The 25,386-nt window shown below is 36.9% G+C and carries 23 protein-coding genes; 5 read left to right on the plus strand and 18 right to left on the minus strand.

The window, feature by feature from the left end:
* The first annotated feature begins 196 nt into the window (after window positions 1-196).
* Window positions 197-604 (plus strand): hypothetical protein, encoded by a 408-nt coding sequence (locus AWV75_RS11705; protein WP_060874542.1) that lies wholly within the window; start codon window positions 197-199, stop codon window positions 602-604.
* 154 nt (window positions 605-758) lie between these two features.
* A complete protein-coding gene (locus AWV75_RS11710) occupies window positions 759-1,745 on the plus strand; it encodes a diaminopimelate dehydrogenase (protein WP_060874543.1) in 987 nt (328 codons plus the stop codon).
* Window positions 1,746-1,815: 70 nt separating this feature from the next.
* Here the strand turns inward: AWV75_RS11710 and AWV75_RS11715 are convergent, their stop codons facing one another.
* From AWV75_RS11715 to AWV75_RS11770, 12 genes are all read right to left on the minus strand, one after another.
* Window positions 1,816-2,598 (minus strand): enoyl-CoA hydratase/isomerase family protein, encoded by a 783-nt coding sequence (locus AWV75_RS11715; RefSeq protein WP_060874544.1) that lies wholly within the window; start codon window positions 2,596-2,598, stop codon window positions 1,816-1,818.
* Between the two features lie 2 nt (window positions 2,599-2,600).
* The gene (gene mmsB / locus AWV75_RS11720) at window positions 2,601-3,482 is read right to left on the minus strand and encodes a 3-hydroxyisobutyrate dehydrogenase (protein ID WP_060874545.1); all 882 of its coding nucleotides are present in this window, start codon (window positions 3,480-3,482) and stop codon (window positions 2,601-2,603) included.
* 11 nt (window positions 3,483-3,493) lie between these two features.
* Entirely contained in the window at window positions 3,494-4,600 is a 1,107-nt protein-coding gene (locus AWV75_RS11725) for an enoyl-CoA hydratase/isomerase family protein (RefSeq protein WP_060874546.1), read from the minus strand.
* 10 nt (window positions 4,601-4,610) lie between these two features.
* On the minus strand, window positions 4,611-5,771 hold the full coding sequence (locus AWV75_RS11730; protein WP_060874547.1) for an acyl-CoA dehydrogenase family protein: 1,161 nt from the start codon (window positions 5,769-5,771) through the stop codon (window positions 4,611-4,613).
* A 15-nt stretch (window positions 5,772-5,786) separates the two neighbouring features.
* Window positions 5,787-7,283 (minus strand): CoA-acylating methylmalonate-semialdehyde dehydrogenase, encoded by a 1,497-nt coding sequence (locus AWV75_RS11735; RefSeq protein WP_060874548.1) that lies wholly within the window; start codon window positions 7,281-7,283, stop codon window positions 5,787-5,789.
* An 84-nt stretch (window positions 7,284-7,367) separates the two neighbouring features.
* Window positions 7,368-8,819 (minus strand): bifunctional 2-methylcitrate dehydratase/aconitate hydratase, encoded by a 1,452-nt coding sequence (locus tag AWV75_RS11740; RefSeq protein ID WP_060874549.1) that lies wholly within the window; start codon window positions 8,817-8,819, stop codon window positions 7,368-7,370.
* 28 nt (window positions 8,820-8,847) lie between these two features.
* On the minus strand, window positions 8,848-9,999 hold the full coding sequence (prpC, locus tag AWV75_RS11745) for a bifunctional 2-methylcitrate synthase/citrate synthase (protein WP_060874550.1): 1,152 nt from the start codon (window positions 9,997-9,999) through the stop codon (window positions 8,848-8,850).
* A gap of 2 nt (window positions 10,000-10,001) precedes the next feature.
* Window positions 10,002-10,895: a methylisocitrate lyase gene (gene prpB, locus AWV75_RS11750; protein ID WP_060874551.1), complete on the minus strand. Its 894-nt coding sequence runs from the start codon at window positions 10,893-10,895 to the stop codon at window positions 10,002-10,004.
* A 695-nt stretch (window positions 10,896-11,590) separates the two neighbouring features.
* Window positions 11,591-12,424 carry a CvfB family protein gene (locus AWV75_RS11755; protein WP_060874552.1) on the minus strand — a complete coding sequence of 278 codons (834 nt, stop codon included), beginning with the start codon at window positions 12,422-12,424 and terminating at the stop codon, window positions 11,591-11,593.
* A 15-nt stretch (window positions 12,425-12,439) separates the two neighbouring features.
* Window positions 12,440-13,165, minus strand: coding sequence for a hypothetical protein (locus AWV75_RS11760; RefSeq protein WP_231738105.1), 726 nt, complete (start codon window positions 13,163-13,165; stop codon window positions 12,440-12,442).
* Between the two features lie 47 nt (window positions 13,166-13,212).
* The gene (gene dnaX / locus AWV75_RS11765; RefSeq protein ID WP_060874554.1) at window positions 13,213-14,298 is read right to left on the minus strand and encodes a DNA polymerase III subunit gamma/tau; all 1,086 of its coding nucleotides are present in this window, start codon (window positions 14,296-14,298) and stop codon (window positions 13,213-13,215) included.
* Window positions 14,299-14,345: 47 nt separating this feature from the next.
* A complete protein-coding gene (locus AWV75_RS11770; protein WP_060874555.1) occupies window positions 14,346-15,041 on the minus strand; it encodes a DUF4294 domain-containing protein in 696 nt (231 codons plus the stop codon).
* A gap of 79 nt (window positions 15,042-15,120) precedes the next feature.
* Here AWV75_RS11770 and AWV75_RS11775 point away from each other — a divergent pair, with 79 nt between their 5' ends.
* The gene (locus AWV75_RS11775) at window positions 15,121-16,212 is read left to right on the plus strand and encodes a M42 family metallopeptidase (RefSeq protein ID WP_060874556.1); all 1,092 of its coding nucleotides are present in this window, start codon (window positions 15,121-15,123) and stop codon (window positions 16,210-16,212) included.
* Between the two features lie 315 nt (window positions 16,213-16,527).
* Window positions 16,528-17,715 (plus strand): purine nucleoside transporter PunC, encoded by a 1,188-nt coding sequence (gene punC / locus AWV75_RS11780; protein WP_060874557.1) that lies wholly within the window; start codon window positions 16,528-16,530, stop codon window positions 17,713-17,715.
* Between the two features lie 60 nt (window positions 17,716-17,775).
* Here the strand turns inward: punC and AWV75_RS18730 are convergent, their stop codons facing one another.
* From AWV75_RS18730 to AWV75_RS11790, 3 genes are all read right to left on the minus strand, one after another.
* Window positions 17,776-17,922, minus strand: a complete 147-nt coding sequence (locus AWV75_RS18730) for a hypothetical protein (protein ID WP_156424195.1) — start codon at window positions 17,920-17,922, stop codon at window positions 17,776-17,778.
* Window positions 17,915-18,682, minus strand: coding sequence for a hypothetical protein (locus AWV75_RS11785; RefSeq protein WP_060874558.1), 768 nt, complete (start codon window positions 18,680-18,682; stop codon window positions 17,915-17,917). Before AWV75_RS11785 ends, AWV75_RS18730 begins: the two co-directional genes overlap by 8 nt.
* 236 nt (window positions 18,683-18,918) lie before the next feature.
* Complete coding sequence (locus AWV75_RS11790) at window positions 18,919-19,407, minus strand: hypothetical protein (protein ID WP_060874559.1); 489 nt, start codon at window positions 19,405-19,407, stop codon at window positions 18,919-18,921.
* Between the two features lie 298 nt (window positions 19,408-19,705).
* Between AWV75_RS11790 and AWV75_RS11795 the strand changes: the two genes are divergently transcribed.
* Window positions 19,706-20,242, plus strand: coding sequence for a hypothetical protein (locus AWV75_RS11795; RefSeq protein WP_060874560.1), 537 nt, complete (start codon window positions 19,706-19,708; stop codon window positions 20,240-20,242).
* Between the two features lie 364 nt (window positions 20,243-20,606).
* Here the strand turns inward: AWV75_RS11795 and AWV75_RS11800 are convergent, their stop codons facing one another.
* The 3 genes from AWV75_RS11800 to AWV75_RS11810 form a co-directional block, all read right to left on the minus strand.
* Window positions 20,607-21,872: an aminotransferase class I/II-fold pyridoxal phosphate-dependent enzyme gene (locus AWV75_RS11800; RefSeq protein WP_060874561.1), complete on the minus strand. Its 1,266-nt coding sequence runs from the start codon at window positions 21,870-21,872 to the stop codon at window positions 20,607-20,609.
* 233 nt (window positions 21,873-22,105) lie between these two features.
* Window positions 22,106-24,511 carry an alpha-ketoacid dehydrogenase subunit alpha/beta gene (locus AWV75_RS11805; RefSeq protein ID WP_060874562.1) on the minus strand — a complete coding sequence of 802 codons (2,406 nt, stop codon included), beginning with the start codon at window positions 24,509-24,511 and terminating at the stop codon, window positions 22,106-22,108.
* A gap of 231 nt (window positions 24,512-24,742) precedes the next feature.
* Entirely contained in the window at window positions 24,743-25,378 is a 636-nt protein-coding gene (locus AWV75_RS11810) for a nitroreductase family protein (protein WP_060874563.1), read from the minus strand.
* Between the last annotated feature and the right edge of the window lie 8 nt (window positions 25,379-25,386).

Here is a 25,386-nt window from a genome sequence, read left to right on the forward strand (position 1 = left end):
AATAAAATAACAACTAAATTAGAAGATGTTTATTTTTAATATAATTTCAAAAACAATATGCAATTACACCAGAAGTAAAAAAGACAATTAAATAGCATTTTCTTTAAAAAACGTAATAAACTTGCGTTAAACCTTTTATTTTGTATAAATAAATTTGAAGTTTATAACTTATTTTACAGCGAATAAAACCTTATCAATGAAATTAAATGTAAAATTTGTGCTAGCAATTAGTCTGTTGCTAGTAGCGATTAGTTGTACAACTGAAGACAGTACAATCGCCAAAAACAACGAAGTACGTATCCAATACCTCAAACCAACGTACGATGGAACAAGTACTAATTTTGTTTTCAATGTACAATCCTTAGAAAATAGTATAAACTATATTTTTGTTGAAGCCATAACCAGTGAAAACAAAAAACTAACGTCTGATACAATACTACTACACAAAGGGGAATCCAAAGAAATTACCATTCAAAAATCAGGTTTACACCTTACAGAAGGCTATATTAAAAGTTATCAAGTTCGCGTGATTCCTTTTTACTTCAATGAAAACCCTAAATTCCCTCCGTTTCAGCCTCTACCACGTCCAGATCTGCGTTATTAAATTAGACGGAACCAGTCCAATAGGGACAAAACAGGGCGTATATTTTAATTTAAAAGAGAAATTAAAGTCTGCTAATTTCCCAATCTATCTAAAGTTTTGTCTATTTTTGGCCCCTTTGAACCCCATACAGGGGAATGCTTAAAAATAACAGGATATGACACACGAAACAACCCCTATTCGCATAGGTATTGTAGGATATGGTAATTTAGGAAGAGGCGTTGAACACGCGATTGCTCAAAATGCAGATTTAGAACTAGTGGCTATTTTCACTAGACGTTCGCCTGAATCGTTGCCAACAACATCGAAAGTAGTTGCTTTAGATCAAGTATTGGAGTATAAAACTAAAATTGACGTCATGATTTTATGTGGGGGATCTTCTACAGATTTACCAGAACAAGTCATCCAATTGGCAACTCATTTTAATACCGTAGATAGTTTTGATAACCATGGTGAAATTCCCGCTTATTTTGCTCAAGTGGACCACTGTGCGAAAGCCAATCAAACAGTAAGTCTAATCTCAACAGGTTGGGATCCAGGTTTGTTTTCCATGTTGCGTTTATTGGGTGAAACCATTTTACCACAAGGAGAAACCTATACTTTTTGGGGTAAAGGGCTAAGTCAAGGGCACTCTGACGCCATTCGCCGTTTAGCTGGTGTTAAAAATGGTGTACAGTATACACTTCCAATTGAAAAAGCATTAGAAGAAGTACGTGCAGGTCAAAACCCCACATTTACAGCAGCTGAGAAGCACCAACGAGTATGTTATGTTGTTGCAGAAGAAGGTGCAGATCAACAGCAAATTACACAAGCGATTCAAACGATGCCCAATTACTTCGAACCTTATCACACAACAGTTCACTTTATCTCAGAAGAGGAACTAAAATTGAATCACAGTGCCATGCCACATGGCGGGTTTGTGTTGCGATCAGGGGAAACAGGTAAAGGAAATCAACAGCATATGGAATTTGGCTTAAAGCTAGAGAGTAATCCAGAATTTACAGCTTCTGTTTTAGTGGCCTTTACCCGTGCAGTTGCCAAAATGGCGAAAGAAGGACATAAGGGAGCAAAAACAGTATTTGACATTCCATTAGGATACTTATCACCCAAATCACCTGCTGAATTACGCGCTGCACTTTTATAAGTGAAGTGACTTAAAATACAAAGGGCGTACGATAAATCGTACGCCCTTTCTTTTATTTCTTATACTTGGATTAGTTTCCTTTGAAATCAGGTTTTCTCTTTTCTACAAAAGCCCCTATTCCTTCTTTTTGGTCCGCGGTATGAAACAATTCGCCAAATAATGCGCCTTCTTGTTTTAATCCATCTGCTAAAGACAAATCAAAACCAGTGTGCATCGACTCTTTTGCTTTCGCTACAGCAATTGGTCCTCTAGATGCAATCGTTTGAGCCATAGCAGACGCTTGATTCAACAATTCTTCTGGAGCAATTACGCGATTAACAAAGCCCATTGCCTCACAAGCAGCGGCAGAATAGAAATCGCCCGTAAAGACCATTTCTTTCGCTTTATAAAGCCCAATAGCACGAGGTAAACGCTGTGTTCCACCAAAGCAAGGTAATAAACCTAACGTAGACTCTGGTAAACCAAATTTAGCCTTTTCACTTGCCAAAATGATATCACAAGCTAAGGCTAATTCACAACCTCCACCTAAAGCAAAACCATTTACTGCTGCAATAACTGCAAAAGGCAAAGCTTCAATCGCATTAAAAGCAGCTTGTGCGGTATACGAAAATTCCGTTGCCTCAGCTGCGGTCATACTTTGCATCGCTTTAATATCCGCTCCTGCAACAAAAGCTTTTTCTCCAGAACCCGTAATAATCAAAACGCGAAGATCGCTTTTGTTTTTCGCTTGTTCTGCAAATGATTTTAATTCTGCTAATACCGTATTATTCAATGCATTTAACGCATCTGGACGATTGATCGTCAAGGTGCCAACATATCCTTCTTGCTGGTATTGTAACGTCTCAAAATTCATAACTATTGCTGGTTTAAAAATTTAATAATACTAGAAAAATCAAACTTGCCATTTCCTGCTTCACTCCACATGCTGTACAAGTTAAGTGCTGCACTACCTAATGGAGTGGAGCTCTTTGTATCTAAACTAGCCGCTGCTGCTAAGCCTAAATCCTTTTTCATTAGATCTACCGCAAAACCTCCAGCATATCCTTTCGATGCTGGCGTATTTTCAGCCACACCTGGATAAGGGTTATAGACTTCCAAAGACCAGTTTCTACCTGAACTTTTTTGCATAATCTCGCTCAATACTTTAGGATCTAATCCATGACGCACTCCCAAGTTAATGGCTTCTGAAGTACCAATCATGTGAATAGCCAACAACATATTATTGCAAATCTTAGCCACTTGTCCTGCTCCTGATTCACCTGCATAAAAAATGTTTTGCCCCATGCCTTCTAAGATGGATTTCGCTCTATCGAAATCAGCTGCTGCTCCTCCAACAATAAAAGTCAAAGTACCCGCTTGTGCTCCTGCAGTACCTCCAGATACTGGTGCATCAATCATTGCATGTCCTTGTGAAGCTGCTAAAGCAGCAACAGAACGAGCCGTAACTGCATCAATTGTACTACTGTCAATTAATACAGCATGCGGTTGCAATTGATCCATAAATTCCACGGTATACAAATCAGCAACGTGTTTACCAGAAGGTAGCATAGAAACAACTACTTCTGCTCCTTTTGCAACTTCCAAAGCAGATTTTGCCACTTTTCCTCCTTGAGCAACCAATTGATTTAAAGCAGCTTCACTTAAATCAAATCCCGTTACTTCGTGTCCTTTTTTTACTAGGTTGGCAGCCATTGGACCACCCATATTTCCTAAGCCTATAAAAGCTATTTTTGCCATACTTTTTCGTTTTAGTTTGTACCTAAATCCTTTAAAACGTCATTTTCTTTCGTCCAAAGAGGCTTAAAGTAACCCTCTACCCAATCAGACGTAACCTCTTCTAAAGTAGCAGGTTGCCATTTAGGAGATTGATCTTTATCTACCAATAAAGCACGTACACCTTCTGCAAAATCGGGATGGATACAACATTGACAAGCCAAGTTTAATTCCGTTTGGAACACTTGAGCTAAGCTGTATTCTTTTCCGTCTTGTAGCTGTTTAAAAATAATATGTGCTGAACTAGGCGAGCCTTTTTCAAAACTCTGTACCCCTGTTTCAATCCAACTATCTTTGTCTTTGTAATTCATCAAAATAGTGCGGAATTCTTCCAGCGTATTGACTGCCTCAAATTGTTGAATAAACGATTGATGCGCTTCTGCTTGTGATGCACCAATTGTATAGGGTTGTGCCAATGTGGTTAACATCTCGTCTACTTGTGCTTCTACATTTTCAGACCAAGTAGCTTGGACTAAGGCATCAACCACCGCTTGTTTGGCAGTTGATTCCATATAGTAATCTGCTAAGCCTAAAAATCGACAATCAGCAGCATCTAAACGAGCCCCTGTTAATCCTAAATAAACTCCATAAGCTGAAGGCATGCGATTTAAAAACCAGGTCGCTCCAACATCTGGGAATAATCCAATGGTAATTTCAGGCATCGCTAATTTGCTTCGCTCCGTTACAATACGGTGTGAAGCGCCAACCATGACACCAATACCACCACCCATTACGATACCATGTCCCCATACAATAATAGGTTTTGGATACGTGTGAATGGCGTAATTTAAAGCATATTCTTTCGCAAAGAAATCAAAGCAACCTTGAGGCACTTGCGTCGCATCTACCTCACGTTGTGCTAGAATATTGTCATACAATTGTCTGACATCTCCCCCAGCACATAGCGCTTTTTCTCCTGCTCCTTGAATAAAGATACAAGCAACCTCACTTGATTTTTTCCACGATTCTAACGCAACAGTAAGCGCTTCAATCATTTCTAAATTCAAAGAGTTTAACGTTGCTTCTGAATTCAACGTGATAAAACCTACTTTATTCTTTACTTCTGTTAGTATTAAACTCATGATTTTCTCCTTAACGTATTTCAGCAGTTGCTCCTTCTTCTAATATCTTTCTCGATATCACCAATTTCATAATTTCATTGGTTCCTTCTACGATTTGATGTACTCTCGCATCACGCATTAGACGTTCAACAGGGAAATCTTGTGTACATCCATACCCCCCTAATAGCTGTAAAGCATCATTACATACCGTAAAGCTATTATCTGTTGCTAAGCGCTTCGCCATGGCGCAATAGGTTGTGGCATTCGCATCTTTAGAATCTAGCTTAAATGCAGCTAAATATACCATTTGACGTGCTGCAACTAACTCTGTTACCATATCTGCAATTTTAAATTGCAAGGCTTGGAATTGAGCTAATGCTTTGCCAAACTGCATGCGTTCATGCATATAACGTTGAGCTAAATTCAACGATCCTTGCGCTGCTCCAACCGAACAAATGGCTACGTTGATACGTCCTCCATCTAACCCTTTTAAAGCAATCTTGAAACCATCTCCTTCATTTCCCAGTAGGTTTTCAGCAGGAATTTCAACTTGATCTAAAAAGATAAAACGCGTTGGCTGTGTATTCCATCCTAGTTTTTTTTCTTTTTCACCAAAGCTAATCCCTTTTGCATCCGCAGGTACAACAAAGGCACTAATACCCTTTGCTCCTGCATCTCCTGTACGAGCCATTACAACAAGGTAATCACTCTCTCCTGCTCCTGAAATAAAGGCTTTTGTTCCGTTCAAGATGTACGTATCCCCTTGTTTTACTGCCGTCGTTTTCAAACTAGCAGCATCTGAACCTGAATCAGGCTCAGTTAAACAATAGGATCCAAATTTCATTCCTGATGCCAATGCTGGACAAATCGCTTGTCTTACTTGCTCTTTTCCATATTGGTCAATCATCCAGGTCACCATGTTGTGAATGGTAATATAAGCGGTTGTAGACGGACAAGCCGCTGCTAATTCTTCAAAGATAATAGCAGCATCTAATCTTGAGAACCCTAATCCTCCTACATCTTCTCGCGTATAAACCCCACAAAAGCCTTGTTCTCCCGCTTTTTGAATGGCTTCACGTGGAAATATTTTATTTGCATCCCAATCTGAGGCATAAGGAGCTAATTCTTTTTCTGCAAAACTCCTTGCCGCATCTTGAAAAGCTAATTGATTTTCATCTAAATTAAATTGCATAATACTCTTTCTTCCTTATTTAAGATTAATCGTCATATTCACATTTCCTCCAGGTACATCTTCCTCAAACCAACGTGCTGTGATTGTTTTGGTTTCTGTATAGAAACGAACCCCTTGTTTTCCATACGAGTGTAAATCTCCAAAGAACGACTTGCGCCATCCTGTGAAAGAGAAGAACGGTAATGGCACAGGAATTGGAAGATTCACTCCAATTTGTCCTACTTGAATCTCGTGTTGGAATTTACGAGCTGCTGCTCCTGAATTAGTGAAAATTGACGTACCATTTCCATAAGGGTTGTCATTGATGATTTGAATAGCTTCATCTAAAGTATCAGCGGTTACTAATAATAAGGCAGGGCCAAAGATTTCTTCTTTATAGATGTCCATATCCGTTGTTACTTTGTTAAACAACGTTGGTCCTACGAAGTAACCTTTTTCATAACCTGGTACAACACAATCACTTCCGTCTAATAAAACTTCAGCTCCTTGGTCGTAACCACTCTTAATCAAACGCAATACTTTGTCTTTCGACTGTTTGTTGATTAGTGGTCCATAAGCTGCTGCATCATCCGACCAAACACCTGGTTTGATTGTACTTAATGCATTTTTAATATCATTTACCCAGTTTTGCGCTTCTCCTACTAATACAGCTACACTAATAGCCATACAACGCTGACCTGCAGCACCACAAGAAGCTCCGACTAAGTTATTGATTACTTGTTGTTTATTTGCATCTGGCATAACAACCATGTGGTTTTTTGCTCCACCAAATGCTTGAACGCGTTTTAAATTATGCGTTCCTGTACGGTAAACATGTTCCGCTACTGGTACAGATCCTACAAATGAAATTGCGCGAATATCCTCGTGATTTAAAATGTGATTCACTTGGTCTTTCGATCCGTGAACAATATTTAAAACGCCTTTAGGGAATCCTGCTTGTTGGAATAACTCAGCTAATTTCATAGCCGTCATCGGCGCTTGCTCAGACGGTTTTAAGATAAAGGTATTTCCACAAGCAATTGCCATTGGAAACATCCATAAAGGAATCATCGCTGGGAAGTTAAATGGCGTGATTCCAGCACACACTCCTAACGGTTGGATGTAGCTATACGTATCTACTGCACGAGCCACATTTTCAACTGTTTCTCCCATCATTAAAGTAGGGATAGAACACGCGTGTTCTACTACTTCAATTCCTCTCCAAACATCTCCCATCGCATCAGCAAATGTTTTTCCATTCTCTGTAGCTAAAATCTCTGCGATTTCTTTTTGATGTTCTTTTAATAAATGTTGATATTTCAAAAATAATCTAGCGCGCTCTGGTGTAGCTACTTCTTTCCATGTTTTAAATGCCTCACCTGCTAAAGCAATCGCCTGATCAATCTCTTTTAATTCTGTCAATGGCACTTCTGCGATAATCTCTTGTGTTGCTGGGTTTTCAACTGGTAAATAGGCTGTAGTAGTACTAGCGGTAAATGCACCGTTTATGTATAAGTTTATTTTTTGTGTCATAGTTGTTATAATTTATTCGGGTTGGTGGTTGTTCCTTAAGGAACAAGAGTTGATTTTTCAATCAACTCTTGGGTAAGTATAAGCTTAGATAACTAGTAAGTCAACAAACTCATTTACATTTAGATTAATCAAGGTAGCATAATCTAAAGAGTTTTCCATTACTACTCTCTGTTGTTTTTCTGGGTAAACGCGAGCTAAGTTAATTTTGTATTTTTTAATTAACTCTGGAATTCCTTCTTCTCTTCTGCGTTTGTGTCCGATTGGGTACTCCACAACTACTTCATCAATTGATGATCCATCGTTAAATGTAATAGTCAATGCGTTAGCAATTGAACGTTTTTCTGGATCGTGGTAATCTTTAGTAAATTGAACATCTTCCACACATTCCATTTTATCACGCAATACGTCAATTCTTGCATCAGAAGCAATATTATCTTCATAATCTGCAGCTGTTAATCTTCCATAAAGTAATGGAACAGCAATCATGTATTGAATACAGTGGTCACGGTCAGCTGGATTGTCTAATGGACCTTTTTTATCGATAATGCGAATCGCTGCTTCGTGTGTACGAATCGTGATTTTTTTGATATCTTCTGTAGATTTTCCTAATTCTTTTAATTTCCCGTGTAAAGTCATTGCTGCTTCAACTGCCGTTTGCGAGTGGAACTCAGCTGGGAATGAAATTTTGAACAATACATTCTCCATAACGTAAGAACCGTAATCTCTTTGGAATTTAAAAGCATTTCCTTTGAAAGAAACGTCATAGAATCCCCATGTTTTAGCAGTTAATACAGATGGATATCCCATTTCTCCTGTTTTAGCCATTAAAGCTAAACGCACTGCACGCGAAGTTGCATCTCCAGCAGCCCAAGATTTACGGCTTCCTGTATTAGGTGCATGACGGTACGTTCTCAACGCTTGACCATCAACGAATGCTAACGAAATTGCATTGATTAACTCATCACGTGTTAAACCAATTAACTTTCCTACAACTGCTGTAGAAGCTAATTTAACTAATAATACGTGGTCTAATCCAACGCGGTTAAATGAGTTCTCTAAAGCCATAACTCCCTGCACTTCGTGTGCCATGATCATTGCTTCTAAAACTTGTTTCATTTTTAAAGGTGCTTTTCCTTCTGCGATATTTGTTCTTGACAACCAATCTGCAGTAGCTAAAATACCTCCTAAGTTATCTGAAGGGTGTCCCCACTCTGCTGCTAGCCAAGTATCATTAAAGTCCAACCAACGCACGATTGTTCCAATGTTGAAAGCAGCTTGAATTGGATCTAATTGAAATTGTGTTCCTGGAACTTTTGCTCCATTTGGAACGATAGTTCCCTTTACTACAGGTCCTAATAATTTAGTACATGCTGGGTATGTTAGCGCTTCTAAACCACATCCAATCGTGTCTAATAGACAATAATGTGCTGTTTTCCAAGCTAAATCATTCTTAATCTCATAGTTTAATACGTAATCCGCAATGTCCACTAATACTTGATCTGGTTGTGGTCGTTCGTTTGAAATGTGTAATGACATTTTAAATTCTTATTTTTTAGTTATTAAATTATTTTCTGTCTTTGATTGATACAAAAGTTTTGTTTTCTGGCCCAACATAATTAGCACTTGGACGAATAATTTTTCCATCCTGACGTTGTTCCATAATATGGGCACTCCATCCTGTAATACGAGAAACTACAAAAAGAGGAGTAAACATTAAAGTAGGTACCCCCATTTGATGGTAAGATACGGCTGAGAACCAGTCTAAGTTCGGGAACATTTTTTTCTCCTCCCACATCACGGTTTCTAAACGCTCTGCGATATCATATAAAAGCATATCACCCGCTTCTCTAGACAATTCTTCCGCTACTTTTTTAATTACTTCATTTCTTGGATCTGAAATCGTGTAAACGGGGTGTCCAAAACCAATGATTACTTCTTTGTTCTCTACGCGTTTTCTGATATCTGCTTCTGCTTCATCAGGTGTATTATAACGGCTTTGAATTTCAAAAGCAACCTCATTAGCTCCTCCGTGTTTTGGTCCACGTAAAGCACCAATTGCTCCAGTCACACAAGAATAGAAGTCTGAATTTGTACCTGCAATTACGCGACTTGTAAAGGTAGATGCATTAAATTCATGCTCTGCATACAAGATTAAAGATACTTGCATGGCTTTTACCCAAGATTCAGAAGGTTTCTCTCCGTGTAACAAATGTAAAAAGTGACCACCAATCGTGTCGTCATCTGTTTCCACTTCGATTTCTTTTCCGTTATGTGTATAGTGATACCAATACAATAATCCAGAACTAAAAGACGCTAATAATTTATCAGCAATATCTCTCGCTCCAGCAGTATTATGGTCATCTTTTTCTGGTTGAATCGTTCCGATAGCGGATACCATAGAACGCATTACATCCATTGGATGTGCCGCGGCAGGTATATTTTTTAAAATGCTACGCACTGATTTTGGTAAACCACGCAACGATTTTAATTTTGCTTTGTAGTTTCTCAACTGTGCTTCATTCGGTAAATGACCATAAATTAATAGGTAAGCCACTTCTTCGAATGTTGCATTTGCTGCTAAATCTAATATATTATATCCTCTGTAGTATAAATCATTTCCGCTTTTTCCAACGCTACACAACGCTGTATTACCAGCTGCAACTCCAGATAGCGCAACGCTTTTCTTTGGTTTGAAGCTTGTTTCGTTATTTGACATGCTTATTGTTTTTTAAATAGGTTGTTTAATTTTTGTTCATAATCATGGTAGTTGATACTGCTGTATAACTCCTCACGCGTTTGCATGGTATCTAAAACATTAGCTTGTGTACCGTCTTGACGAATGTGATTGTATACATTCAACGCTGCTTTATTTGCTGCGCGGAAAGCAGAAAGCGGATAAAGAACTAGTCCTACTCCAGCTGCTTTTAATTCTTCTACTGTATACATTTTAATCATTCCAAATTCAGTAATATTCGCTAGTACTGGAATACCTGTTGCATCAACAAATTTTTGATAAAAACTCAAATCTGGCACTGCTTCAGCAAAAATGAAGTCTGCACCAGCTTCTTTATAAGCAATAGCGCGCTCTAATGTACTTTCTAATCCTTCATTAGCAAAGGCATCAGTACGAGCGCCAATAACGAAATGTTCGTCTGTACGGGCATCAACAGCAGACTTAATACGATCTACCATTTCTTGCTTGCTCACCACTTCTTTTCCAGGACGGTGACCACAGCGCTTAGCTCCCACTTGATCTTCTATGTGTAAAGCTGCCGCTCCGGCTTTAATTAATGATTTTACAGTTCTTGCTACGTTAAATGCTGATGGACCAAATCCAGTGTCAACATCAACCATCAATGGTAAATCACATATATTGGTAATACGTTGTACATCGATTAAAACGTCTTCTAAGGTTGTAATTCCTAAATCAGGTACACCTAATGATCCCGCAGCAACACCACCACCAGATAAATAAATAGCATTAAATCCTGCTTGTTGAGCTAATAACGCGTGATTCGCATTAATAGCACCTACAATTTGGAGGGGACTTTCCTTTTGCATTGCCTCCCTAAAAAGTAATCCGGGAGATTTGAAATTGTTTGTTTTGTTCATTCTTATGGTTGTTAATAATCTACATTTTGAGTGTAAGAAATAATTCATCACAATACACACTTCTTCTAAAGGGCTGAATAGCCACAGCCTTTCTAGCCTCAATGGCAGACGAACTACTTATATTTGATAAATATATGAATATTTTTATTGAAAACTTTTTTATATCTAAATTTCCGTAAAATAAAATCAACCAAAAAAAAGTTAAAAACTGCCGAATAGACAAAAGAGGGATTAAATTAACCCTTTATTAAGAAGAAATGTCAATCCACAAGGGCTAAAATTGCGGATTTACAATAAAAAAAATTATTTCGGAAATTTATCCTAGCCCCGAGAGTCGTATTTTAAACGCTATACATACGAACTTCTCTACTTAGAAGGCAGAGAAAACAAGTAACACAAGTCTTCGCTTCTCCTTTAACTAAACCCTAAGATACTGATTTTTATTTTACTACACATCCCTTACCTGAAAATTTTAATGTTAAATCATTCAAATACTGCGAAGGTCGTGTGGGATGGCTTGTGATTACACCACGCTAGATTATCCTTTTTTACGGTCTCATACTGAAAAAAAAAGCCCTAATCTAGGCTTTAAAGCAGTCTAATAATCAACAAGAACATCTTAAATCTTCTCTTTAGATTAAACAAAAAAAGCACTTGAAAATCAAGTGCTTCTATTTTTTATACGTTTACTAAAATTATTCTTTTACTAAGTAAATTCCCTTTTCTGTCAACGTGATTTTTTTGTCTTTATACAATCCGCCAATAGCTTTTTTAAACATCTTTTTACTCATGTTCAACACCGTGCGAATATCTTCTGGATGGCTATTATCAGACAAGCCTAAGAATCCATTATTTTCCACCAATGCAGCTAAAACTTGTTCTGCTCCATCAGAAATTGCCTCTACACCTACACGTGTTCTCGATACATCAATTTTTCCATCTGGGCGAATATTCTTAATGTACCCCACAATACGATCACCAGTACGCAAATCTTCAAAGACTTCATTCTTATACATCAGTCCTTTGTGTTTCTCATTAATGATAACGTTAATTCCTAAATCCGTAATATGTGAAACCACTAACTCTACTTCATCCCCAATATTAACGGTAATTGTATCATTATCCAAGAATTGATTCAAACGACTTGATCCAACAAGGCGATTCGACTTTTCATCCAACTGCATGTATACCAAGTAATAATTTCCCTCTTTCATCGGACGTGCTTGTTCTGCAAATGGAACAAATAAATCCTTCTCCAATCCCATATCTAAAAATGCTCCAAACTGATTGGTAAAACTCACCTTCAATAAGGCAAATTCATTAAGGTAAATATAAGGTTCTAGTGTAGTTGCTACCGGTCTTTCTTCTTGATCCAAATAGACAAAAACAACGATTTCATCCTCAACTTCTATATTTTTAGGTACATATTTATTTGGCAATAGAATATCCGTCTCTCCATCAGTCAAATACAAACCAATGCTCGTCTTTCTAGCTACTTTTAGCGTATTGTCATTTCCAATTTTAATCATAACGATTAGATTTTACTAGTATTTAAATTCTAGATCAAAGATTTCTTTCATATACTGCATAGCAGGATTTAGCTCAATAAAACGAACCAATTTATCATCTTTATCTAGTACTCTTTTTTGAATTTTAACTTCTTCGTTTACTGTGATTTCAATTTCCAAATCATAGTTACTTAGCTTTTTACGTAAATAATTAACCAAGTCGAACTTATTCTCATCAAAGCTTAATTTTGATCCTTCATTAGGCATCACTAAAGAAACCGATGTTCCACTTAATACAGGAGGAACCATCCCCATCAAGGATGACATTAACATAAATCCTGATCGCGCTAATTTATCCGCATACTTATTCCATTCGGCCATGAATTGTTCTACTGTGAAAGGCTCCTTTGGCAAATCATCCGGATTGACTACCTTTTTCTCTAAAGAGGATTCCATCTCTTTACGAGCACGGATACTAGATAATGAAAGTGCTGAGACCTTTTTTTCAACTGGTGCAGCTGGCGTAACAGGATCAACAGCAAATAGCGCTGGTGATTCTGCAGCGTGCTCTTCCACAGCTGTTGTAGCTATAGGTTCTGATTGAGAGAAAGCGAGCGTATGAACTTCCTGACTAGGCGCCTCATCTTCTTGTACCTCTTCCACAACGGCTGATACTACTTGCTCGGTTGCTGGTATAGCAACAAGCGGTGCCAGTTGTTCAGTTACTGGTGTTACTCCAGTTGCAATAGAAGCTGTTGGCAATTCAATAGGCGCTAACGGTTCAATTGCCGTTAGTGCTTGAGCAGGAATTATGAAAGATTTATCTTTTTTTTTTCGCCTTCATAAGATAAAGACGCCAATTTCATTAGACACAACTCAACGAGTAAGCGTTGATTCTGACTTGCTTTATACTTCAAATCAGCCTCATTAGCCAAATCGATTGCATCAAGTAACAACCCAACACTAGCTTTATTCGCTTGTTCTGTAAACAACTGTCTACCATGCTCTCCTACTTCTAAAAGAGCTGCTGTTTCCGGTGTTTTACACACCATTAAGTTTCTAAAGTGAGAAGCTAAACCAGCGATAAAATGTTGTCCATCAAATCCCTTTGCCAATATCATATCGAATGAAGTCAATAAAGCAGGAATATTATTGGCCAAAATCAAATCCGTCACGCGAATATAGTACTCAAAGTCAAGTACATTCAGATTTTCTGCAACTGCTTGTCTAGTTAGGTTTTTCCCGCAATACGAAACGACACGGTCAAAAATAGATAATGCATCGCGCATGGCTCCATCTGCCTTTTGTGCAATGATACGCAAGGCATCGCTTTCATAGGCAATCCCCTGACTATTGGCCACTAAAGCCAAATGATCTGCTGCATCAGCAATGGTAATTCTTTTGAAATCAAATATTTGACAACGCGATAAAATCGTTGGTATAATTTTGTGTTTCTCTGTAGTTGCTAAAATAAAAATAGCATGACGAGGCGGTTCTTCTAATGTTTTCAAAAACGCATTAAATGCTGCTGTTGACAACATATGAACCTCGTCTATAATATAGACTTTATATTTACCTGTTTGAGGAGGTATACGCACTTGATCGATAAGATTTCGAATATCGTCAACGGAGTTATTCGATGCAGCATCCAATTCAAATACATTGAAGGTAAAATCTTCGGTAGGATCATCATACCCTACTTGATTAATCTTACGAGCCAAAATACGCGCACAAGTAGTTTTTCCAACTCCTCTCGGACCTGTAAACAACAATGCCTGCGCTAGATGATTGCTCTCTATAGCATTTACTAAAGTATTGGTAATGGCTTGCTGTCCTACAACCTCTTGAAAAGTTTGTGGTCTATATTTTCTTGCTGATACGATAAATTGTTCCATAAAATCACTATTACTGCAAAGGTAGCTTAATTTTTATAAAGCCAAAACTATTCCCTTAATTCAAGTGGAAAAAACTCTTCTTCTGAAATTTTTATTTCCCACATTTTTCTCAATGCATTAAAATTAATTTTTTCCTTCCCTGCGCTGCGCTCTAATTGATACGTATAGAATAAGAATTGCAATTGCGTCTCAATGTAAAAATCTTGCAAATCACTGTCGGGATGATATTCTGACTTCAAATCCAAACTAAAGGTCTTTGCTGTAGTATTAGACCAAAAAGCCGTCCAACCACTTCTAAATTCTTTAATTAAAGTAAAGGTGGTCTCCCCTGTCTCGCGGTGAATTAATTTCAACAAAATCTTTCCATCCTTGCGCGATAATTTTTTTAATTTATCCTTAAACTGACTCTCAAGATACTTCTGAGAGCGTTTTATATACTGTCTTTTCTGTTTATTGGTTTCTAATTTTTCTAAATTCTCATTTAGTATAAGCAGGTTTTCAGCTGTTGCACGGGCATAAGGATACACTCTGCGAATGCGATTGCGCAAGATATTCATGTCCTGGCGATACTGATCTTCTTTTGTATTGGAACCAATATAAATCTCTGGAATACTATACTTTAGCGTATCATCTTCTATCTCAACCATGGGCACTAAACTAGGCACTGGCTTCAACTCCTCTTCCTGTGCTTGAACAGAGGTCATACTAAAGAAGACAAAAAAATAAAAATACAGTTTTTTCATATGTTAAAAATATAACCAAATGTAAAGAATTAGATTGAGTATTTCCAAGCGAATCAGTACATTCGTGTAAAAAATAATCATGGATAAAAATACAATATTAAATCAGGACTCCCTGCATTTTTTAGAGGCCTATTTAAATAATGCTTCTCCTACTGGACACGAACACGTAGGGCAAAAACTGTGGATGAGTTATTTAGAACCTTATGTAGATACTTTTATCACCGATACGTATGGCAATGCTGTAGGTGTAATTAATCCAGATGCAGCGTATAAAGTGGTTATTGAAGGACATGCGGATGAGATTTCATGGTATGTGAAGCACATTACAGAAGATGGATTTATCCACGTTGTACGCAATGGAGGAAGTGATCATATGATTGCTCCATCAAAACGCGTAAATATCCATACCCCTAAGGGAATTATAGAAGGAGTATTTGGTTGGCCTGCCATCCACATTCGAAATAGAGCTGGAAAAGAGGAATCTCCAAAAATCGAAACTAATTTTATCGATGTTGGATGTGACAGCAAACAGGAAGTTTTAAACCTCGGAATTCACATTGGTTGTGTAATTACCTACCCAGATACATTTACCGTATTAAACGGCAAACGTTGGGTATGTAGAGCCTTAGATAATCGCATTGGCGGTTTTATGATTGCTGAAGTAGCGCGTTTATTAAAAGAAAACAAAAAGGAATTACCTTTTGGACTTTATATTGTCAATGCGGTTCAAGAAGAAGTTGGTTTACGTGGTGCAGAAATGATTACACAAACCATCAAACCCAATGTAGCAATCGTAACTGACGTCTGCCACGATTCAAATACCCCAATGGTAGACAAGAATATTGAAGGAGATAATACGATTGGAAAAGGACCTGTTATTGCTTATGCACCTGCTGTACAAAATAATTTACGCACCTTAATTGAGCAAACAGCTGAAAAAAATCAGATTCCCTTTCAACGCAACGCCTTATCTCGCATAACAGGGACAGATACCGATGCTTTCGCTTATAGCAATGGCGGTGTGGCTTCTGCTTTAATTTCATTGCCTTTGCGCTATATGCACACAACGGTAGAAATGATTCACCGTCAGGATGTAGAACATACCATTCAGTTGATTTACCATACACTTTTACAAATAGAAAACGGAGAAACTTTTTCTTATTTTAAATAGGTGAGGTTTGTTTTTTGTGAAGTTTGTGAGATTTGTTTTTTTGTGAGGTTTGCTCTTTGTGAGATCTGCTCACCGCCTTACCATCTTACAGCATTTCGCCATCTCACCAACTTCACAAAAAACTCCTTTCCCATAAAAGGTTTGCTCTTTGTGAGGTTTGTGAGGTTTGTAAGGTTTGTTCTTTGTGAGATCTGCTCACCGCCTCACCATCTCACCATCTCACCGCATTTCACTGCCTCACCAACTTCACAAAAAGACTCCTTTCCTCTCTCCATAAAAAAACCTACTTTTGCAGATTCATTAATTTTAAATTATATGCCACAAAATAATAAGAATAATTTTTTCTTTTTAGTGTATTTAGCAGGTTTGAGTATCATTGGTTTCTTAGCTACAGATATGTATCTCCCTGCCTTTGAACAAATGCGTGTCGATTTAGATACAACCAAAAGTAGCATTAGTGCTACCTTGAGCTTATTTTTAGCAGGTTATGCTATAGCTCAATTGCTTTGGGGCCCCATTTCAGATAAAATTGGAAAGCCCAAAACCATCACGATCGGATTGCTCATTTTTACTTTATCCTCTTTAGCCATCTTTTTTACGGAAAGTGTTACGGCCTTTTTAGTATTGCGCTTAGTACAGGCCATCGGTGTTTGTGCAGCAGCAGTTAGTTGGCAAGCCTTAGTAGTAGAGCGTTACCCAAAAGAACAAACCAATCGCGTTTTTGCTACAATCATGCCTTTAGTTGCATTATCTCCAGCTTTAGCTCCATTGTTAGGAGTCTATTTACTTGAACATTTTGGATGGCGATCTATCTTTATAACCTTAGCTGGTATTGCAGTATTGCTAATCCTATACACCTTTACGGTCAAGAATACTCAATCCCATGCAATTAACTCTGAATCAAGGGAATCATCAGAAGAAGAGCAGAAAACCTATTGGAGCATGCTACAATCTAAACCGTATGTGGGCAATGTCATGATTTATGCTTTCTGTTCCGCCGCTTTTTTTGCTTGGCTGACAGGATCTCCTTTCTTTTTAAAAGAAATGGGCTATAGCGAAGGAGAAATCGGTTTTAGCTTTGTTCCACAGACCATTGCCTTTCTAATTGGTGGTTTTGGTTATCGAACACTTTCAGCTAAAATAGATGGCACAAAATTAATCGCCTATTTTGTTAGCTTATTTGCATTAGCTATTGCCGTTACAGCCTTTTTAGCGATTTTTACGACACCTACCCTAACGAGTTTGTTAATTCCATTTTGTTTTATGGCTTTAGCTAATGGAGCTTGCTATCCTATTGTTGTGGCAGAAGCACTTAAATTGTTTCCCCATCAATCAGGGAAGGCTGCCGCCTTACAGAACACCATTCAATTAGGTATGTGTTTCGTTGCTAGTGCTATTGTATCTCTATTTTCCAAAGATGCGCTTTTATCCACGGCTTTAGTGATGGTTGGAACAATTCCATTTGCCTTTTGGGCTTATACCTGGACAAAAAAAGTAAAATAGCAGATTATATTCTTACTATAAAAGGGTCTTTCGTTAGCGAAAGACCCTTTGTGTTTATGCTTATTTCTTCTTTGTTCCTTTGCTAATTGCAAGTAAACCTGGACCTAATAACAGTAAAAATAAAGGATTATATTGACTAGTTAGAAATGCATAGATTAAAATCAATACGAGCATTCCTCCAACGATAAGAATACTAATTTTATTCATTCCACAAAAATAAAGAGTATCTCAGTGTAGAAAAATAAACCCCTAAAAGCAATTTTGTTTCATCACTATATTCTTGTTTAATAAGTTCACTGCGCTCGAACTTCTTAATAAAAGAGATTACATCTTCTTTCGCCGAAAGAACCTCTAAGTGCTGAAAAAAATCAATATACATTTCTTGATTAATTTCTTTTGGCAACAGTTCAAGTGTATATTCAATAACATCAGAATGGGATGCTGATTTTAACTTTTCAATATCTTCTTTCACTTTATTAGAAATTAAAAGAGGTGCAGTAAAACCATACTGTTCTTTATTTGTTTCTAAAAAAGAAAAATAAGCTTCTTCATTATAGAAAGCATACTTCTCTTTATAATCTATCACAATTTGATTGTGAATAACACCAATTTCATCAACATAATTATCGTTTATAATCATAGATTGACTAAATGTATAATCATTCTCTATGGGAACCTCATAACTATCTGCATAAGCAATTGAAGCTCCTGCTCCACCAACAATTGCACCTAACAAAACTGCACCTGCAGCTACAGGAGCTGCAGGAGTCCATCCAAGCCATCCAGCAACACTCGCAACAGAACCTGCACCACCTAAAGCACCTGCGGCATCAACAAATGCAGTATTCCAAAAACCTTTTCCCTGAATTTTGTAATTTTGATTACGATCAAAATCTAACTTTTTACCTTCTGATTCACAGGAAAGAAAAACAAAAGACAAGCTTAAAAAAAATAAAAATTTACTCATAATATTTTGGTTTAGATTAAAAAAATTTTGCCCAATTGAACAAATAACATCAACTTCTATACCGCATCAAAAACAAAACCAAACTCACTTTTTTCTTTTCTTTTAACTTAAACAACAATACATCAATCAATTACTTAAAAAAAAAGCAACTAAAAATAATTATAACAAAAAAGACTGAGTTAAAATTAACTCAGTCTTTTTTGTTATTTTTTTCATTAAGTTTTTCATCAAAAAAATTACTCAATCAAAAATCGAATATCTTTATTGTACTTTTTATCGACAACCAAAATCGTATAGGGATATATCGCTTGGGCTAATTCTTTTTCTTCTTCTTGTAAACAATAAGTCAGCTCAATAAAATCTTCTTTTTCTTTTAAGCTTACAATGGAAAATTCCGTTTCTAAAGTACTGGGAATGCCGACCAAAGCCAAAACAAACGATTTCGAAAAATCAATATTTTGTTGATCTAGCAGCGTCTGATTGGGATCAAACAACGTAGCAAACTGAGCTTGACTAGTTATTTTTACATGGCGCACTCCTTGCTTGGGCTGTTGCTTTTTCAACACATATCCCCCGTTCTTTTCATAGGGCACCGTTGTTACCTTATACAGCTTGATTTCATCCTGTTGACTCTTCTCTGCTATTTTCCCCTCTTTCTTTTCTTGCTTACATTGCACTAGTGTAAGGCTTACTCCCATCAACAATATATATAGTATGCTTCTCATTTTTTTCTTTCTAACTATAACGTTCGAAACAAGTCAAAACGTATACCTTAATTTTATTTTCGTTATTTTTAATTAAATTTCACTTAATTGTGTTAACAAATGTAAGTAAAATTAATTTTAAAACAACTTTACAAGACATCTTTTATTCAAATGCCACTTACATCTGTTTAAATTTATTAATAAAAGTAAAAATAAAGAATAATTAGTGATAATTCATTCCTTTTACTAGTTTTGCTTATGAAAAAGAACGATTTTTAAAATTTATGGGAAATAATGCCCTTGTACAACTTGAAATACTATGTGTAGATATGCTATGATAGCCTATAAACCGCATTATGCGTGTTTTGATTGTCAAAAAACGTTCAAACGCCGGCTGTGGGTTGATATTAAAAAAGGTACTAAAGTAGATACCGTAGCCAAATGTCCACAATGTGGAAGTATAATGGCGAATATGGGGAAAGATTTTGAAGCACCTAAAAAAGGAGACAACAAAGCTTGGCAACACATCAAAGATTCATTTGTTGTAGGGATTACCTGGCATTCTTGTGGCTGTACGGGTCCTGGGTATATTCCCAAAGACAAAACTGCCTTGCTTCTCTATTTAGAAGAAATAATCCAGAACTACCAAAAGGAGTTGCTTTTTTGGCGATCTCGTGTAGAACCTAAGACAAAACAAGATAAAATAAAAGATGAGCAACGCAACTGGCACAAGTATGGCGTAATTAGACCCAATAGAAAAAAGGAAGTCATCACCAATGCTGAAGGGATTGCTCATTGGATCAATAAGATTAAAGCTGTTGAACTGATGATACTGAAGGTTAAAGAAGGAAAGTGAGTTTTTTGAAGGTGGTGAGGCTGTAAGTTGGTGAGATGGTGAGGCGGTGAGAGCCTCACAAAGAACAAACCTTTTATGGAAAAGGGAAAGAAGAAAAGAGAAAGTACAAACCTCATAAAGCACAAAACTCACTAATTTTTTGAGTAATATGCGTTCAATAACAGATGCGCCCTCTCCTTCGTCGGCGTGACATGCAAATCTTCTTTAATCGATAAACCAACGATTTCACAAAGCACAAATCTCACCGCCACACCCTCTCACCGCCACACCCTCTCACCGCCTTACATCCTCACAAAGAACGATCTCATACCTCAAAAAAAAAACTCGAAACGTAAGTTTCGAGTTTTTTTTATTTTACATCTAATTATGCATTAGACACATCCACTGTAGTTTCAGCAGCAATGCGTTTATACGTTCCATTTTCTAGCTTCTCGCGAATTGCTTCATAAGCTGATAATGTTTCTTGAATATCTTCCATTGTATGTGTTGCAGTAGGAATCATTCTCAATAAAATAATTCCTTTTGGAATCACTGGATAAACCACAATAGACAAGAAAATATTGTAATTTTCACGTAAATCGTTCACCATGACCATAGCTTCAGGAATACTTCCTTCTAAGTAAACAGGTGTAACACAAGTGTTTGTATCTCCAATGTTGAATCCTCTGTCTTTTAATCCATTTTGTAAAGCATCCACATTTTCCCATAACTTCGCTTTAAGCTCTGGTTGTGTACGCAATAAATCCAAACGCTTCAATGCTCCTTTAGTAAAAATCATTGGCAATGATTTAGCGAACATTTGAGAACGAAGGTTGTATTTTAAATAATCAATAATATCTTTATCTGCAGCAACAAATGCTCCGATACTAGCCATTGACTTAGCAAAAGTAGAGAAATAAACATCAATTCCATCTTGACATCCTTGCTCTTCTCCAGCTCCAGCTCCTGTAGCACCTAAAGTACCAAAACCATGAGCATCATCTACTAGCAATCTAAAGTTATATTTTTCTTTTAAAGCAACGATTTCTTTTAACTTTCCTTGTTGCCCACGCATTCCAAATACACCTTCTGTAATTACTAAAATTCCTCCACCTGTTGTTTCAGCCATCTTAGTAGCACGTGCTAAGTTTTTCTCAAAACTCTCGATGTCGTTGTGTTTATACGTAAAGCGTTTTCCCATATGTAAACGCACACCATCAATAATACATGCATGTGAATCAACATCATAAACAATTACGTCATTCTTCGTTACTAAAGCATCAATAATAGACACCATTCCTTGGTAACCGAAGTTTAGTAAATAAGCAGCTTCTTTTTGTACAAAAGCAGCCAACTCATCTTGAAGTTGTTCGTGTACTGTAGTATGCCCTGACATCATACGAGCCCCCATTGGGTAAGCCGCACCATATTCAGCAGCTACTTCCGCATCTACCTTTCTTACTTCTGGATGATTTGACAACCCTAAATAATCATTGATACTCCAATTGATTACTTCTTTTCCATGAAACATCATACGATTTGACAAAGGTCCTTCTAGTTTAGGAAAAACATAATATCCCTCTGCTTGAGATGCCCACTTCCCTAAAGGTCCTTTATTCTTCTGTATTCTGTCAAATAAATCATTTACCATAATATAACTATGTTTAAAAAAACAATTGCAAAATTACTCATATTTTGTATGCTTTCATAATAAATTCAGGAGAATTTATTCAATTCTTGATTATTTTCTACTCGCATTTTCTTTAAAACTACAAGAATTTTATAATATACAAAGTAAAAAAATAGTTTATAAACACACAATTTATAAATTAAAATTATCAAATAAGCAAAAACCTCTCAAATTGAGAGGTTTTTGCTTTATTTTTAATACAGTTTAGGAAACTTTGTTGGGTTTACTTCATGCATTATTTCATATACTTTTTCGAATACATCTTCAACGGAAGGCTTACTGAAATAATCTCCATCCGTTCCATAAGCCGGTCTGTGTTCTTTAGAAGCTAGCGTTTGTGGCTCGCTATCTAAATAACGATACCCTTTCTGAACTTCTAAAATTTGTTGTAGTAAGTAAGCAGACGCTCCTCCTGGTACATCTTCATCAACCACTAACAAGCGATTTGTTTTAGCTAAACTCTTCACTACATCTTGCTGAATATCAAACGGCAATAAAGACTGTGCATCAATAATTTCAACATCAATTCCAACTTCTAGTAATTCTTTTGCTGCTTGTTCCACAATGCGCAATGTAGATCCATAAGACACAATCGTCAAATCACTACCTGTTTTGATTGTTTCCACTACTCCAATTGGCGTTTTAAACTGCCCAATATTGTTTGGCATTTTCTCTTTTAAACGATAACCATTTAAACACTCAATCAACAACGCTGGCTCATCACTTTCTAACAACGTATTATAGAAACCTGCAGCTTTCGTCATATCTCTCGGAACCAATACATGCATTCCGCGGATTGCATTAATAATCATTCCCATTGGAGATCCTGAATGCCAGATTCCTTCTAAACGGTGTCCACGTGTTCTTACGATTAATGGTGCTTTTTGACGCCCCACGGTTCTATACTGTAAAGTAGCTAAATCATCACTCATGATTTGGATCGCGTACAATAAATAGTCTAAGTATTGGATTTCAGCAATTGGACGTAGTCCGCGCATTGCCATACCTATTCCTTGTCCTAAGATTGTCGCTTCACGGATTCCAGTATCTGTAACGCGTTCTTCTCCATGTTTCTCTTGTAATCCTTCTAATCCTTGGTTTACGTCTCCGATATTACCAGAATCTTCTCCAAAAACAGTTACCTTTTTATTGTGCGCTAAGATATAATCAAAGTTATCTCTCAAAATAACACGCGCATCTACCTCCTCTGCATCAGCATCATATGTTGGTGCAACAGCTTGAATATTTTGTGCTTTTTGTTCTGAAACAGAAAATAAATGAGAGCTGTATTTTGGTTGTACGCTTGCGTAGTATTTTTCAATGAATTGAATCAAGATTGTTTTGCTGCTTTCTTGAATAATCAAACGCAATACTTTACGTGCGGCAGTTAATACATCACGGCGGATTGGCTCTTTTGATCCCTGTAAGTCAGCAATATGCTTTTCAATAAATACTTTATTAGGACTTGAAGCAGCTACTTGTTGTAAAACAGCAACTAATTCATCTCTTTCAGCGATGATTGGATCTAGGTAGTTTCTCCACGCTTCTTTTTTACCCTCTAACACTTGTTTTTTCAAGTCTTTATCTAGGATATCTAACTCTTCTGCAGTTGTGATATTGGCTTCAATCATCCAATTTCTCATTTGCAAGATACAGTCTTGCTCTGCCTCCCAAGCTAAGCGCTCTTTACTTTTATAACGTTCATGCGATCCCGACGTTGAATGCCCTTGTGGTTGAGTCAATTCTTGTACGTGAATCAACACAGGAACGTGCTCTTCTCTAGCGATTTGTGCAGCTTTCGCATACGTTTCTACTAAAGCAGGGTAATCCCATCCTTTTACTCGTAAAATTTCATATCCTTTTCCTTGTTCATCACGTTGGAAACCTTTTAAAATTTCAGAGATATTTTCTTTGGTTGTTTGATATTTTGCATGTACGGAAATCCCATATTGATCATCCCAAACACTCATTACCATTGGTACTTGCAATACTCCAGCAGCGTTAATTGTTTCAAAGAACAATCCTTCTGAAGTAGAAGCATTTCCAATTGTTCCCCAAGCTACCTCGTTTCCACTAATTGAAAATTGTTGGTCCTGATCTGCATCTGGAATGGCTCTGTAGTATTTTGAAGCTTGTGCTAATCCTAGTAAACGCGGCATTTGCCCTGCTGTAGGAGAAATATCACCACTTGAATTTTTTTGTGTTGTTAGCTTCTTCCAATTTCCGTTTTCATCCAAACTATGTGTAGCAAAGTGCCCTCCCATTTGACGTCCACCAGACATAGGATCATTTTCAATATTGGCATCACCGAATAAACCAGCAAAAAACTGTTGGATATTTAACTGACCAATTGCCATCATAAAGGTTTGATCGCGATAGTATCCCGATCTAAAATCTCCATTCTGAAAAGCTTTAGCCATGGCTAATTGTGGTACTTCTTTTCCATCTCCAAATATCCCAAACTTCGCCTTACCTGTTAAAACTTCACGACGACCTAGTAAACTACATTCTCTACTGATCTTTGCAATTGTATAATCTTGAATAACCTCTTTCTTAAAATCTTCAAAAGAAAGTGCTGTGTTTTTTTTATTTTGACTCATCGCGTAATCTAATATTTTCAGGATACGAATATAAAATAATCCAAACAAAAAAGCTAATTTAAACCCAAGGATTATTGTGAATTAGCGCACTAATACTTTAAACTTTATGAACTAAAAACGTAAAAAATATATGAATTTAAAAATCATATCTTAAAAAAAAGCTTTTGATTAGTAAATCCTCAACGCAATAGGCAAAAAAAAGCCCCAGTGCTTAGACTGGGGCTTTTTATTTTATTCTATTACTGTTAGCATTGATTCTAAAGTAAATCGAACCTTCTTCATTGGCATGAGCCAATCATTTTCAGGATCTCTTTCACCTAAGGCTAGAATTGTAACACTCTTCAATCCTTTTTTATCTAATCCTAAGAAAGCATCCATTTGATCATTGTAGAAGCCCTCCATTGGAGAGGCATCAATTTTCAATTCAGCAGCTGCAGCAATGGCCATTCCAAAAGCGATATACGCTTGTCGAGCAGCATGTTGAAACTGTTGTTCTTTTGTTTGTCCCTTAAAATTGTTTTTAATACTGTTTTTGAAATCATTCATCTCTCCTTTAGGTAGTGCTCTGATTGCTTCCATATTATCAAAAACAGAATCAATTCGCTCATCTGTATAGCTATCCCATGCAGCAAAAATCAAGAGATGTGAACATTCTTTGATTTGCATTTGATTCATTGCAATAGGAAATAATTGCTCCTTTACCTCTTGATTTTTAATCAAAATCATTTCAAAAGGCTGTAATCCTGAAGATGTAGGTGCTAAGCGAGCTGCCTCAACAATTTGCATGACTTGCTCATCTGCCAACTTAACATTGCTATTATAGCGCTTTGTAGCATAACGCCACTTTAGGTTATCTAATAATTTCATAGTCAACT

The sequence above is a fragment of the Myroides odoratus genome (assembly GCF_001549985.1).
Lineage (GTDB): Bacteria > Bacteroidota > Bacteroidia > Flavobacteriales > Flavobacteriaceae > Flavobacterium > Flavobacterium odoratum_A.